This window comes from Bradyrhizobium sp. KZN70725 (assembly GCF_055264925.1).
In genome coordinates, this window is the sequence record NZ_JBUYWT010000012.1 from 163,653 (window position 1) to 177,223 (window position 13,571).

The 13,571-nt window shown below is 65.7% G+C and carries 10 protein-coding genes and 2 tRNA genes; 2 read left to right on the forward strand and 10 right to left on the reverse strand.

The annotated features are described in order from the left end of the window. Positions 1-21: 21 nt before the first annotated feature. The 4 genes from ACZBJS_RS14520 to ACZBJS_RS14535 all read right to left on the reverse strand — a co-directional run bounded on the left by ACZBJS_RS14520 (position 22) and on the right by ACZBJS_RS14535 (position 1,967). Positions 22-687, reverse strand: a complete 666-nt coding sequence (locus tag ACZBJS_RS14520; protein ID WP_076828767.1) for a protein-L-isoaspartate O-methyltransferase family protein — start codon at positions 685-687, stop codon at positions 22-24. 136 nt (positions 688-823) lie between these two features. After that, entirely contained in the window at positions 824-1,003 is a 180-nt protein-coding gene (locus ACZBJS_RS14525) for a hypothetical protein (protein ID WP_050404540.1), read from the reverse strand. A 135-nt stretch (positions 1,004-1,138) separates the two neighbouring features. Then, positions 1,139-1,213, reverse strand: a tRNA-Asn gene (locus tag ACZBJS_RS14530). 271 nt (positions 1,214-1,484) lie between these two features. After that, positions 1,485-1,967, reverse strand: coding sequence for an anthrone oxygenase family protein (locus ACZBJS_RS14535; protein WP_463438844.1), 483 nt, complete (start codon positions 1,965-1,967; stop codon positions 1,485-1,487). A 94-nt stretch (positions 1,968-2,061) separates the two neighbouring features. Between ACZBJS_RS14535 and ACZBJS_RS14540 the strand changes: the two genes are divergently transcribed. Both ACZBJS_RS14540 and ACZBJS_RS14545 read left to right on the forward strand, forming a co-directional pair. Then, a complete protein-coding gene (locus ACZBJS_RS14540; protein WP_168856415.1) occupies positions 2,062-2,706 on the forward strand; it encodes a TetR/AcrR family transcriptional regulator in 645 nt (214 codons plus the stop codon). Positions 2,707-3,102: 396 nt separating this feature from the next. Next, positions 3,103-3,285 (forward strand): hypothetical protein, encoded by a 183-nt coding sequence (locus ACZBJS_RS14545; protein WP_024584196.1) that lies wholly within the window; start codon positions 3,103-3,105, stop codon positions 3,283-3,285. Between the two features lie 43 nt (positions 3,286-3,328). On the opposite strand, the gene ACZBJS_RS14550 is transcribed toward ACZBJS_RS14545, so the two are convergent. The 6 genes from ACZBJS_RS14550 to ACZBJS_RS14575 all read right to left on the reverse strand — a co-directional run bounded on the left by ACZBJS_RS14550 (position 3,329) and on the right by ACZBJS_RS14575 (position 13,401). Continuing rightward, positions 3,329-3,402 (reverse strand) — tRNA-Cys (locus ACZBJS_RS14550). Positions 3,403-3,457: 55 nt separating this feature from the next. Then, positions 3,458-4,183: a tRNA-uridine aminocarboxypropyltransferase gene (locus ACZBJS_RS14555; protein WP_253608541.1), complete on the reverse strand. Its 726-nt coding sequence runs from the start codon at positions 4,181-4,183 to the stop codon at positions 3,458-3,460. Positions 4,184-4,218: 35 nt separating this feature from the next. Then, the gene (locus tag ACZBJS_RS14560) at positions 4,219-7,323 is read right to left on the reverse strand and encodes an efflux RND transporter permease subunit (protein WP_076828759.1); all 3,105 of its coding nucleotides are present in this window, start codon (positions 7,321-7,323) and stop codon (positions 4,219-4,221) included. Further along, complete coding sequence (locus ACZBJS_RS14565) at positions 7,320-10,448, reverse strand: efflux RND transporter permease subunit (RefSeq protein WP_463438845.1); 3,129 nt, start codon at positions 10,446-10,448, stop codon at positions 7,320-7,322. The genes ACZBJS_RS14560 and ACZBJS_RS14565 overlap by 4 nt, the downstream gene beginning before the upstream one ends. A 48-nt stretch (positions 10,449-10,496) precedes the next feature. Next, positions 10,497-11,942, reverse strand: coding sequence for an efflux RND transporter periplasmic adaptor subunit (locus ACZBJS_RS14570; protein ID WP_141340595.1), 1,446 nt, complete (start codon positions 11,940-11,942; stop codon positions 10,497-10,499). Then, complete coding sequence (locus ACZBJS_RS14575) at positions 11,932-13,401, reverse strand: efflux transporter outer membrane subunit (protein ID WP_316394383.1); 1,470 nt, start codon at positions 13,399-13,401, stop codon at positions 11,932-11,934. The genes ACZBJS_RS14570 and ACZBJS_RS14575 overlap by 11 nt, the downstream gene beginning before the upstream one ends. Positions 13,402-13,571 lie beyond the last annotated feature (170 nt).

The following is a 13,571-nucleotide window of genomic DNA, read 5'->3' on the forward strand; positions in this document are numbered from 1 at the left end:
GCCGGTGCGCCGCCATCGCGGTCAGAAGACGAAGGCGGGAACTCGCTCGAATCCGGGTAAAACGGGGGCCGAGGCGTCGAACAGCTCGCGATGGCCGAAATCCCCGTGGGAGTGCGTCACCAGGGTGGCGCGCGGCGGCGGCAACAGGCCGAACACCCCGACCAGCCGGCCCCCCTCCTTGAGTTGGCCGAACAGCCCGGTCGGGACGATTTCCGTCGCACCATTGAGGATAATGACGTCAAACGGGGCGCCCGCGGCATCGCCATCGGCGGCCGCGGCCGCTTTGACCGTGATATTCTGGATCCCGAGCTCGGCGAACGCCGTGGTCGCCTTTGCGGCAAGGGCCGGATCGCTTTCGGTCGCGCTGACCTCTGCGGCAAAGCGCGCCACGACGGCGGCGGCGTAGCCGGTCGCGCAGCCGACCACGAGGACGCGGTCGGTGGCCTTGATCTCGGCGGCCTGGAGCATCCGGGCGAGCAGCGCCGGCGTGATCAGGCAGCGCCTCGTCGCACCGCCCTCGGCGACATCGAGGTCGAGGTCGAGATAGGCCAGCGCCTGCTTGCTGGCCGGCACGAAGACCTCGCGCGGCACGGTCAGCATGGCATCGAGAATGCGATCATCGGTCACGTCGCTCGGACGCACCTGACCATCGACCATATACTGGCGCGCGGTCGAAAAACCGGTCATTGGCGGAGACCCTGCAAGTCGCGGCATTGCCGCTGGAGAAGCTAGAACAGGGCCATCTTTTGGAACAAGCTCCGCCAAAACGCAACACGCCGCTGGCGTGCAAAACGCGCTCCCAAAACGCGCTCCAAGGCGCAGTCTATTCGATCGTGACGGCGAGCCGGCCGATCAGGCGGGCAACTTCATCGAGATGCTCGGAATCGTGCTCCTCGACGGCCCTCGCGAGCCGGCGGACGCACTCGTCGTCACTGATGTCGGGGGCATCGCTCGGAACGAGCGTCGGCTGCGGCATCGACAGGTCGATCAGGTTAATGGCCATCAAAATCACCTCTCAAGACCCGGCGGGAGCAAGTGTCGACGGCTATTGAGTCGATTTGACGACGTTTTCGGCCTGTCCGCTGCGGACCACGGGCTTGTGATGGCGATTTGGGGGATCGATGGGGCCAGACCAAACTGGCTCCCCGGGCTGGATTCGAACCAGCGACCATTCGATTAACAGTCGAATGCTCTACCGCTGAGCTACCGAGGAATAGGCGAACATCTGTTCGCGAGCGGGCAGCGTATAACAAAGCCTTTCGGCCTTGCAAAGAACCAAATGGCCCCTCCGGCGAAACTTTAGCGCGCACGGTAAGCCTCTGCGATACAAGGGCTTACCTATCGCCCGGCGTGCAACATGCCCAGCCCGCCGGCCCGGCCGCGCTCCCGCGGGCGCCTGGAAACACCGCCAGCGCGGCGGTCGCACCGCGCCCGCGATTCTGTCAGGGGCGCCACGGCCCAGTTCCTCTCGCAAACGGGGTTGGCTACCGCCTGGCGATGGCAACGATGAACAGCGCGGTCGCGGCCAGCGATGCAATGGTCCGCACGTGGTTCCAGAAGGTCCAGTCGGTCAGATAGCGCGCCCAAACCGACGCCGCCGACGTGCCCGCCGGGTCAGAGGCCGCAAGCTGATCATTCAGCGGCACATTGAAGACGACGGTGACGACGAACATGCCGACCACGTAGAGGCCGCCGCAAATCATCGCAACCGCGCCCGGCTCCTGCCATCTGAGCCCGCCGAGCACGGCCAGCACGGCGCAGGACAGCGTGGTGCCGAGGAACACCAGCATGAACGGCGAGCGGACGATATCGACATTGATCGCGTTCATCGCCGAGATGCCGGCGGCCTGATCGATGCGGCCGAGCGCGGTCATGACGAAAGCCGAGAACGCGAAATAGAGCCCAGCGAGCAGGCCGCAGCCGAGCGCGGAAAACCAAAGCAAGCCCGAGGTCAGGATCTGGCGCATCGTTCCGCCTCCAAATGCGAGATATACTCGTATTTGTGAAATGCGATAAACTCTCGTATTAGAGCCGTCAACCCCGATCGCAGGGAAGCGAAAGATGTCGAGACGAAAGGCCGCATCCGTGGAAGTCGCCCTGCCCGGGCTGGCGCGGCTTGCCCCGACCCAGCAGCGCAGCCGCGAGCGCTTCGAGCGCATCCTCGCCTGTGCGACCGAGATCATGGCGGAAAAGGGCAGCGAGGCTTTCCGCATGAGCGACGTCGTCGCGCGCAGCGGCGTCGCATTCGGCTCGCTCTATCAATATTTCCCGGACAAGGCCGCGATCATCGGCACGCTGGCCGAACGCCATAACGCGGTCGGGCGCGATTGCGTCAGGCGCGATCTGGCCGCGGTGACGACCGCGCGCGACCTGCACCCGGCGCTGTGCAGGATCGTCGACAGCTACTACGAGATGTTCATGCGCGAGCCTGTCATGCGCGACATCTGGCAGGCGACGCAAGCCGACCGCGCCCTGCAGAAGCTCGATGCGGACGACATGGCCGTGCTCTCCGGCCTGTTGTCCGACGCGATCAGGCGGATTGCGCCCGACATGCCGACTGCCGCTCTCGCCACCTTTTCCGCCCTGACCATGACACTGATCGCAGCCGCCGTGCGTCACACGATCACGCTGCCACCGAGGAAGGCGCGGCAGGCGCTGACGCAGTTCAAGACCATGCTGCCGCACGACCTCGCCAGTCTGGCATGACGGCTCCGGCACGAGCGTTGGGAATATTCCCTGTACAGAAACGATAGATACGGGCGCATACGGCTTACGCCGTTCGCGTCAGCAGGAGCCGAGGATCGTGCGGCATGCGACTGGTCCCCACCGTGCGATACTTGCCTCCATTGTCACGTCTCCCTAAAATTCCTGCGATATTTGACGGCTATGAATACCGCCGGGAATCCCGGCAAGAGTTTTTAGAAAGTTGTGATTTGTTTCACACGAGGTGCGGCCATGCCGACCTAGGTTCCCGAAGGGATCACCAACGATTCATTAACCAAAGCGGGCGCCATCGTTCTTTTCATAAAATTCGAACGAATCGCTCAATCCGGACCGAAGACTGTTTTGCGACCATGGCGCTCTCGAACCTCGGAGAGCGTGATGAGCGAAGTCGAATTTGATCTGCTGCTGGACGCCGTGCGAACGGCGATCGCGCCCATTGCTCAGGAGGATTTCGTGGCTCAGCCCTCGCCCCGCATTCAGCCGCCACCGCGCGCGGCCAATGACAACCAGGCGCCGTGGCCGCTGATTCCGTTTCCTGAAGGTTGGTACGCCGCGAGCTAATGCGGCTTCTCATTGACTGGCTGCAAGCCATTGATGAGATGAGTGGAGGCCACGACCAGAATTGAACTGGTGTACACGGTTTTGCAGACCGTTGCGTAACCACTCCGCCACGTGGCCCCTTGCGGCGCACTTCATATACGCCCTCCCCGAGATAGGCAACCAAGCCGGACGGCTAACGCCGGCGTCTGCGAAAGTCCCGCTTCTTCGGTTTTGGCGCCAATTCCGGCATTTTGGCCTGCACTTCGCGGAATCTCGCCAGCATCCGCTCGAAACTATTAGTTAACGTTGCGGCAATATCCGGCCGCTTCTCCAGCCCCGCCAGCAGGATCGCGGCCGCCTCAATGGTGGACAGGCCGTCGCGGCGCGGTTCCCGCCGCAGTCTGCCGTAGAGCGAGGGCCGTTTCGGCCCGAGAATCACCCGCTGACACTTCAGCATCCAGGCATTGCGCCACCACAGCGCCTTGGCCTGGCTCCAGGTGCCGTCGAGCAGCACGATGCCCTCGATGTCGGAGAGGATGGCGCGCTGATGCGGCTCGAGCTCGCCCTTGCGGTTGATCGCAACGATCTCGGCATCGGTATCGAGGTCTTCGACCTTGGCGGAGCCGAGATAGAGCGCCGCCCAGCGTGACGGATCGGGTACCGGCCGGCCGAGCGCCTTGGCCAGGCTCGGCCAGGACAGCCCGATCCGCACCACGGCGTTTTCGAAATGCTGTGCCAACAGTCGCGCGGTGCCGAGCGCCCTGTCCTGCTCCTGCGGATGGATCAGGATCAGGAGCTGGATGCGGCTCTCGATCGGCGTGACGCTGTCGCAGATGCACAGCGGCAACGGCTTGCCGCAATGCGCGCACTCCTCGATCTCGGCGACAATATCGGTTTTTGCTTCGGTCGGTTCGGACATCGCTCCGCTATACGCTTGCAATCGTGCAATTCAAACTATTCCGCGGGTGCGTGCACGCCTGACGGCTCGCGGCGCTGGCGCAGCCGGTCGATCAAGAGATAGATCACCGGTGTCGTGTAGAGCGTCAGGATCTGCGACACGAACAGGCCGCCGATGATGGTGATGCCGAGCGGCCGGCGCAGCTCGGTGCCCGGGCCGGTCGCAATGACCAGCGGAATGCCGGCGAACAGCGCGGCCATCGTCGTCATCAGGATGGGACGGAAGCGCGCGCGGCAGGCCTCGAAGATCGCGTCCCGCGACGACAGGCCCTGATGCCGCTCGGCCTCGAGCGCGAAATCGACCATCATGATGCCGTTCTTCTTGACGATGCCGATCAAGAGGATGATGCCGACGAAGGCGATCACGGTCAGCGGCGTGTTCGTCACCTGCAGTGCGAGCAACGCGCCGAGGCCGGCCGAAGGCAGGGTCGAGATGATCGTGATCGGATGCGCCAGGCTCTCATAGAGCACGCCGAGCACGATATACATCGCGACCAGCGCGCCGAGGATCAGGAGCGGCTGCCGCCCGCTGGTCTTGTTGAAGTCGCCGGCATTGCCGTCGAAGCTGCCGCGAATGCCCTCGGGCATGTGCAGCTCGTCGACCGCCTGCTGGATGTTCGTCGTCGCGACCTCCAGCGGCACGTCCGGCAGCAGGTTGAACGACACCGTGGTCGAGGGGAAGCCGCCGGAGTGATAGACCGCGAGCGCCGACAATCCACGCTGGTAGTGCACCAGCGCCGACAGCGGCACCTGCACGTCGTTGGCGCCGGCAACGTAGATGCGCTCGAGGTTCGACGGATCGCTCTGGAATTTCGGATCGATCTCGAGCACTACCATGTACTGGTTGCGTTGGGTGTAGATGTACGAGATCTGCCGCTGCGAGAAGGCGTTGTTGAGCGCATTGTCGATGTCCTGCACGCGGACGCCGAGGCTGGAGGCGGTCTTGCGGTTGATCACGAGGTTGAGCTGTAGCCCGCCGGGATCGCGGTCGGAGGAGACGTCCGTGATGCCCTCCACCGTCTCCATGCGCTTGGCCACGATCGGCGCCCATTTCTGCAACAGCTCGAGATCGGTCGAGGCGAGCGTGTATTGGTAGTCGGAATCGCTCTGCCGGCCGCCGGTTCGGATATCCTGGGCGGCGAACATGAACAGGCGGATGCCCGGCACCATGTACAGGTTGCGGCGCAGCCGGTCGATCACCTGGGCGGTCGACAGGCCGCCCCGCTCCTCCGGCGGCTTCAGACTGATGTACATGATGCCGCGGTTGGAGGTGGCGCCGCCCGGGCCGCCGCCGGAACCGACTGACGAGCCGATGCCGGCGACAGCGGGGTCGGCCATCACGATGTCGGCGAGCCGCTGCTGCAGCTGAAGCATCGCCTGGAACGAGATATCCGCCGACGCCCGCGTCGAGCCGATCACGAAGCCGCTGTCGTCGGTCGGAAAATAGCCCTTCGGCGTCTTGATGTAGAGCGTCACCGTCAGCGCGACGGTGGCGAAGAACACCACCAGGGTCAGGAAGGGATAGCCGAGCACGATTCGCAGCGTCGCTGCGTAGAACGCCACGACACGGGACAGCGTGCCCTCGATGACGCGATCGTACCAGGTGGCATGATCGGAGGTCGCCTCCCTGATGTAATGCGCGCAGATCATCGGTGTGATGGTCAGCGACACCACGGTCGAAACCGCGATCGCGAACACCAGCGTCAGCGAGAATTCGCGCAGCAGGCGCCCGACGATGCCATCCATGAAGATCAGCGGCGTGAAGGCCGCGATCAGCGACAGCGAGATCGACAGCACCGTGAAGCCGATCTGCTTGGCGCCTTCGACCGCGGCCGGATACGGCGCCATGCCCTGCTCGAGATTGCGGTACATGTTCTCGATCATCACGATGGCGTCGTCGACCACGAAGCCGACGGAGATCGCCAGCGCCATCAGCGACAGATTGTCGATCGAGAAGCCGGCGAGCCACATCCCGGCGCAGGTGCCCGCCAGCGCCAGCGGCACCGACACGCCGGCGGCGATCGTCGGCACCACCCGGCGCAGGAACACGAACACCACGATCATCACAAGCACTGCGGTCGCCAGCAGCGTGAACTGCATGTCCTCGACGCTGGCGCGGATCGTTCCGGTGCGATCGACCAGGGTGGAGATCTCGACGCCCGCCGGAATCCATTTCTTCAGTTCCGGCAGCATCCTGCGAACGCCGTCGACGGTGTCGATGACGTTGGCGTCGCCCTGCTTGGTGATCTGGATCAGCACCGCCGGCTGCTTGTTGAACCAGGCGATCGAGCGCGAGTTGCGCACGGAATCCTCGACCTCGGCGACGTCGGCGAGGCGGACGTAATTGCCGTTCGAGCTTTTGATGACAATGTCGCGGAATTCGGCGGCGGTGCGCATCTGCTTGTTGATCGAGAGCGTCTCGCTCAGCCGGCCGCCATTGAAGATGCCGACCGGCCCCAGCGGGTTGGCATTGATGATCGCGAGCCGGACGTCGTCGGTCGCGATCCCGGCGTTCGCCAGGGACACCGGGTTGAGCGCGATGCGCACCGCTGGCTGGTCGGCCCCGCTGACGGTCACCTCGCCCACTCCCGGCACCTGCGAGATGCGCTGCGCCAGCACCGTGTCGGCGACGTCGTACATCGCGCTAGTCGAGATCGTCTTCGAGGTCAGCGCCAGCACGAATACCGGCGACGCGGCCGGGTTGGCCTTGCGGAACCTGGGCAGCGACGGCAGGTCGCTCGGCAAATCGGCGAGCGAGGCGTTGATCGCGGCCTGCACGTCGCGCGCGGCGCGGTCGATATTGCGGCCGATCGAGAACTGCACCTGGATGCTGGTGGTGCCGAGCGAGCTCGTCGAGGTGATCTGGTCGACGCCCGAAATGGTGCCGAGCTTGCGCTCCAGCGGTGCGGCGACGGTCGCGGCCATTACGGAGGGATCGGCCCCTGGCCTGGACGCCGACACCCGGATGGTCGGGAAATCGACATTCGGAACCGACGACACCGGCAGGAACTGGTAGGCGACGATCCCGACCAGGAACAGCCCGATCGCAAGCAGTGTGGTGCCCACCGGCCTGCGGATGAAGGGCTCCGAGATCGAGATCACTGCATGCCCTCGGTGGCGCCCGCGATCGGCGGGCCGCTGGGACCCGGCTCCGGCACGGCCCGCTCGATCCGGCGGTTGAGGCGGTCGAGCGCCAGATAGATCACCGGCGTGGTGTAGAGCGTCAGCAGCTGGCTCAGCAGCAGGCCGCCGATGATCGAGATGCCGAGCGGGAAGCGCAGTTCGGCGCCGGTGCCGCTTTCGATCGCGAGCGGCAGCGCGCCGAACAACGCCGCCAGCGTCGTCATCATGATCGGGCGGAAGCGCAGCAGGCAGGCCTGCACGATGGCGTCATAGGACGACATGCCCTGGCGACGCTCGGCCTCCAGCGCGAAGTCGATCATCATGATCGCGTTCTTCTTGACGATACCCATCAACAGGATGATGCCGATCAGGCCGATCACCGAGAGGTCCTGCCCGCACAGCATCAAGGCGAGGATGGCGCCGACGCCGGCCGAGGGCAGCGTCGAGAGGATGGTGATCGGATGGATATAGCTCTCATAGAGCACGCCGAGCACGATATAGATCGTGATGATCGCCGCCAGGATCAGCCAGGGCTGGCCGGCGAGCGAGCGCGAGAATTCGGCGGCGTCGCCGGAATAGATCCCGACGATGCTGCCGGGCATTCCGATCCTGCTCTCGATCGCCTTCACGGCCGCGACCGCGTCGCCCAGCGCTTCGCCCGGCGCCAGGTTGAAGCTGAGCGAGACCGACGGGAATTGCGCCTGGTGCGAGATCGCGAGCGGCGCCGTGGTCCGGACCAGCGTCGCCACCGCCGACAGCGGCACCTGCGCGCCGTTGGCGCCGGGCAGATAGAGCTTGTCGAGAATCGACGGGTCGCGCTGATACATCGGCAGCGCTTCGAGCACGACGCGGTACTGGTTGGCCTGGCCGTAGATCGTCGATATCTGCCGCTGCGCGAAGGCATCGTTCAGCGTGTCGGTGACGCCCTGCAGACTGACGCCGAGCTGGCCGGCACGCTGGCGATTGACGTCGAGCGCCGCGCGCAGGCCGCCCTCCTGCGCCTCCGAGGAGACATCGCGGAAGATCGGGTCGCGCCGCATCTCGGCGACGAGCTTTTGCGCCCATTGCGAGACCTCGGCGGCGTCGGTCGCGGTCAGCGTGTACTGGTATTGCGAGCGGCTCGACTGGGTCGAGATCTGCACATCCTGCACCGGCTGGAAGTACACCGTCATGCCGGGCACCGTCGCGATCTTCTCCTTCAGCCGCTCGATCACCTTGACGACGCCCTCGCGCCGCTGGTCGAGCGGCTTCAGCGTCATCACCAGACGGCCGACATTGGTGGTCGGATTGACCGAGCCCGAACCGATCACCGAGACAACGCCGACCACATCAGGATCGGCCTTGATGATGTTTGAGACCGCGCTCTGCCGCCGCTGCATCTCGGCGAACGAGACGTCGGGTCCGGCCTCGGTCACCGCCGTGATCGATGAGGTGTCCTGCAGCGGCAGAAAACCCTTCGGTGCCAGCACATACATGATCAGCGTCAGCGCGATGGTCGCGAACGTCACCAGCAGCGTCGCGCGCTGGCGCCGCAGCACCCAGAGCAGCGTCCGATGGTAGAACTCCACCATGCGGTCGATGAAACGGCTGACCGCGGCAAGGCCCGGGACCGCCATCTCCTCATGGATGTTCTTGAGCAGCCGCGAGCACATCATCGGCGTCAATGTCAGCGAGACGATCGCCGAGGTCACGACCGCGATCGTCAAGGTGAGCGCGAATTCGCGGAACATGCGGCCAACCAGGCCGGACATGAACAGCAGCGGGATGAACACCGCGATCAGCGACACCGTCAGCGAGATCACGGTGAAGCCGATCTCGCTGGCCCCCTTCAGCGAGGCCTCCATCACCGTTTCGCCGTCTTCCATGTGGCGGACGATGTTCTCGATCATGACGATGGCGTCGTCGACCACAAACCCGGTTCCGATGGTCAGCGCCATCAGCGACAGATTGTCGAGGCTGAAGCCCGCGAAATACATGATGCCGAAGCTCGTGATCAGCGACAGCGGCAGCGCAACGCCGGCGATCAGGGTCGCGCGCAGCGACCGCAGGAACAGGAGCACCACCAGCGTCACAAGCACGACGCTCAGGATCAGCGTGAACTGCACGTCGCGCACCGAGGCGCGGATCGTCACGGTACGGTCGGAGACGATGGTCAGCTTGACGCCGGCCGGGACCGCCCGCTGCAGCCGCGGGATTTCGGCGCGGATCTGCTTGACGACGTCGATGACATTGGCGCCCGGCTGGCGCTGGATGTCGATGATGACGGCCGGCGTGCCCTGGTACCAGCCGCCGGTGCGGTCGTTCTCCAGGCCATCGACGATCTGGGCGACGTCGCCGATCGTGACCGGCGAGCCGTTGCGATAGGCGATGATGATCGGCCGGTAGGCGTCGGCGGCGGCGATCTGATCGTTGGCGGCGATGGTGTAGGATTGCTGGGCACCGTCGAGCGATCCCTTCGGCCCCGACACGTTGGCACCGGCGATCGCGTTGCGGAGATCCTCCATCGCGATGCCGTAGGCCGCGAGCCGGGCCAGATCGGCCTGCACGCGCACCGCCGGCTTCAATCCACCGAGGATCGAGACCCGGCCGACGCCGGAAATCTGGCTCAGCCGTTGACCCAGGATGGTGTCGGCGAGATCGCTCATCGCCCGCAGCGAGATCGTCTCCGAGGTCAGCGCCAGCGTCATCACCGGCGCGTCCGCCGGGTTCACCTTGGCGTAGACAGGCGGATACGGCAGCGTCTTCGGCAAGATGCCGGCGGCCGCATTGATCGCGGCCTGCACATCCTGCGTGGCGCCGTCGATGTCGCGGTTGAGGTCGAACTGCAGCGAGATCTGGCTGACGCCGAACGAGCTCGTCGAGTTCATCGACGACAGCGACGGGATCTGCCCGAGCTGCCGCTCGAGCGGCGCCGTGATCAGCGAGGCAACCACGTCGGGGCTCGCGCCGGGCAGTTGCGTCGTCACCTGTACGGTCGGGAAGTCGACCTGCGGCAGCGCCGAGACCGGCAGCGCCCAATAGCCGAGCGTACCGCCGATCATCAGGGCGATGCCGAGCAGCGAGGTGGCGATCGGCCGGCGGATGAACGGTTCGGAGACGCTCATGGCTGCGTGCTCGCTGTAAGATCGGACATTACGAAGTCAGGATAACGGTCATGGCTGCGCCTTCGGCGCGCCGCCCGACTGTTCGCCCCCTGCCGCCGGCGCGGGCGCCGGTCCGGTCTGCCCCTTCTGATCGCCTTCGCTATGCTCGTGCCGGCCGCGATGCTCGCCGTCCTTGCCCTGCCAGTCTTTCTTACCGTCCTTGCCTTGACCTTCGCCTTGCGCCCCGCGCTTGCCGTCAGGGTTGCGGCTGCGCTTGCGCGGCGCGAGATCGGCGGCCGGCGGCCCGTCGTCCTTGCCGACCACGACCTTCGCGCCATCGGCGAGATTGGCAAAGCCGGTCGTCACGACGCGGTCCGACGTGGTCAGGCCGCTGGCGATCACGGCGTCATGCTCGTTCTGCTGCGTGACCGTGACCGGCTTGGCGGTGACGATATCGCCCTCACCGATCACGTAGCTGAACGTGCCGGCGGGACCGCGCTGCACCGCGGAGGTCGGCACCACGATCGCCTGCGGCAGGGTCTCGACCTTGAGGCGGACATTGACGAACTGGCCGGGCCAGAGCTGGTAGCTGGCATTGGGGAATTCCGCCTTCAGCTTCAGCGTGCCGGTGGTCGGATCGACCTGGTTGTCGATGCCGGTCAGCTTGCCGGTATCGATCACGGTGACGCCGTCATTGCCGAACACGTCGACCGCGAGTTGGCCCTTCGCGGCCGCGGCGTTGACCCGCATGATCTGCTGCTGCGGCAGGCTGAACCATACTGCGATCGGTTGCAGCTGGGTCAGGATGACGAGCCCCGTGGTATCGGCGGCGTGGATGATGTTGCCCTGGTCGACCTGGCGAAGGCCGGCGCGCCCCGCGATCGGCGCGACGATCTTGGTATAGCCGAGCGTGGCGCGCGCATTGTCGATCTGGGCCTGGTCGGCCTTGATGATGGCCTGCTGCTGCGCGACCAGCGCTCGCTGCGTATCGGCCTGCTGCTTCGAGCCCGCGTTGGTGGCAGCGAGCTGCTCATAGCGGGCAAGATCGATCTTCTGATTGGCGAGCAGCGCTTCGTCCTTGGCCTTCGTGGCCACCGCCTGGTCGTATTGCGCCTGATAGATCGCCGGATCGATCTCGCCCAGAACGTCGTCCTTCTTGACGTCCTGGCCCTCGACGAAATTCACCTTGAGCAGCTTGCCGTCGACCTGCGAGCGCACGGTCACGGTATTCAGCGCCCTCACCGAACCGACGCCGTCGAGATAGACCGGCACGTCATGCACCTGCGGCGTGGCCGCCAGCACCGGCACCGGCAGGTCAGGCCGCCCGCCCGCGCCGCGCCCGCCGCCGCCATTTTGCTTGGGCTGGAAGGCGAGCCAGCCGAGATAGCCGAGCCCGCCGAGGATCACGAGCGTGATGAGCAAGGACACCATGCGCCCCAGCACGCGCGAGAGAAGGCTCCGCTTGCGCGGCGCCGTGCGTTTCTCGTCGTCCGTCGAGTCGGGCTTAAAGAGCATCGACCGGTCTTTCCATCTTCGGTTCCCAGCCGCCCCCTAATGCTTGATATAGGCTCACGATCGCCAATAGCCGGGCCAGTTGGGCCTGCGAATAGGCATCTTCCGCCTGGAACAGGGTCAGCTGCGTGTTTAGCACAGTTACGATATCGGCGGTGCCGGCCTTGAGCTGCTGCTCGGCGAGGTCGAAGGCGCGCCGCGACGACGACAGCACGTCGCGCTGCAGCTGCAGCCGGCGCGTGGTCTCGCGGATCGCGACCAGCGCATTGTCGACGTCGGTGAACGACTGCACCACCGTCTTGCGGTAGGTCTGCAGCAACTCGTCCTGCTTGGCCTTGGTGTATTCGAAATTGCCGAGGATCCGGCCGCCGTCGAAGATCGGCTGGGTCATGCTGCCGACCAGGTTGAAGAAGGCGGCATGCGGCTGGAATAGCGAGACCAGCGCCTGGCTCTGGTAGCCGCCCGTTCCGGTCAGCTGGATGCTCGGGAAGAACTGCGCCCGCGCGCTGCCGACATTGGCGGTGGCGGATGCAAGCTGCGCCTCCTGCCGGCGGATGTCGGGACGCTGGGTCAGCAATTCAGACGGCAGGCCCGGCGTAACGCGCGGGATCGCAACGGCGTTGAGCGAGCCGCCGGAGACGCGCACGCTTTCCGGCGGTCGCGACACCAGCACCGCGAGCGCATTGATGCTCTGGTCGAGCGTCTGCCGCAGCGGCGGCACCAGCGCGCGCTGGTTGGCGAGCACGGTCTCCTGCTGCGCGACGTCGAGATCGGAGCCGGTGCCGGCCTTGAAGCGCTCCTTGATCGCATTGAGGATGCGCTCGGCGCTGGCGATGTTGCGCTGCGCGGTGCGCAGCCGGTCCTGCGTCGCGAGCACGCTGAAATAAGCATTGGCGACGCTCGCCAGCGTGGTCAGCGCCACCACCTCGCGGTCGAACCGGTTGGCAACGGCGGTCTCCTCCGCCGCCTGCGCGGCGTCGCGGTTCTGGCCCCAGAAGTCGAGCTGATAGCTGGCGCTCAGCGAGGCGTTGTAGTTCACCACCTCGCGCCCGCCATTGGTGAGGCCGCTGGCGCTGGAGCCGGAGGTGCGCGAGTAGGTTTCCGATCCGTTGAGATTGAGGGTCGGCAGCAGCGCCGCGCCGGCCTGCCGCGCCAGCGCGTCGGCCTGGCGGAAGCGCGCAACCGCAGCGGCGATGTCGAGGTTGACGGTCTGCGCCTCCTCCATCAGCTGCGTCAGCTCCCTGGAGCGGAAGCCCCGCCACCAATCGAGCGTCGGAAGCGCGTCGCCCGGCCGGCCGAGACGCACGGCCTTGTAGCCCTGCGGCACGTCGAGCGCTGGGTCAGGGATGTCCTGGGTCAGAATGCAGCCGGCAGAACCAACGACCAGGCCGAGCGCAACGAGCGAACGTGCCGCGAGCCGGCGCGCGCGGGCGGCGAGGCCGAACCGGCCTCCAGGCACCATCACGGACACCGGCTGGGTCACACCCGTTCTCCGCCGAAGCCAGACTTCGCCCGTGGCGCACGAATGACGCGTTCAGCGATGGTCTGGGTGACGTTCACGGGGGTATGCTTCCAATGGAACCTGCCTGTCCCATCCTACCCTTGGGACAATGGGGCGGACAGCCCCGTCAC

Excerpts from the sequence above, each read along its gene's own strand:
- ACZBJS_RS14570 (WP_141340595.1), bottom strand. The coding sequence starts at position 11,942 with ATGCTCTTTAAGCCCGACTCGACGGACGACGAGAAACGCACGGCGCCG.
- ACZBJS_RS14520 (WP_076828767.1), bottom strand. The coding sequence starts at position 687 with ATGACCGGTTTTTCGACCGCGCGCCAGTATATGGTCGATGGTCAGGTG.
- ACZBJS_RS14555 (WP_253608541.1), bottom strand. The coding sequence starts at position 4,183 with ATGTCCGAACCGACCGAAGCAAAAACCGATATTGTCGCCGAGATCGAG.
- ACZBJS_RS14525 (WP_050404540.1), bottom strand. The coding sequence starts at position 1,003 with ATGGCCATTAACCTGATCGACCTGTCGATGCCGCAGCCGACGCTCGTT.
- ACZBJS_RS14545 (WP_024584196.1), top strand. The coding sequence starts at position 3,103 with ATGAGCGAAGTCGAATTTGATCTGCTGCTGGACGCCGTGCGAACGGCG.
- ACZBJS_RS14575 (WP_316394383.1), bottom strand. The coding sequence starts at position 13,401 with ATGGTGCCTGGAGGCCGGTTCGGCCTCGCCGCCCGCGCGCGCCGGCTC.
- ACZBJS_RS14565 (WP_463438845.1), bottom strand. The coding sequence starts at position 10,448 with ATGAGCGTCTCCGAACCGTTCATCCGCCGGCCGATCGCCACCTCGCTG.
- ACZBJS_RS14535 (WP_463438844.1), bottom strand. The coding sequence starts at position 1,967 with ATGCGCCAGATCCTGACCTCGGGCTTGCTTTGGTTTTCCGCGCTCGGC.
- ACZBJS_RS14540 (WP_168856415.1), top strand. The coding sequence starts at position 2,062 with ATGTCGAGACGAAAGGCCGCATCCGTGGAAGTCGCCCTGCCCGGGCTG.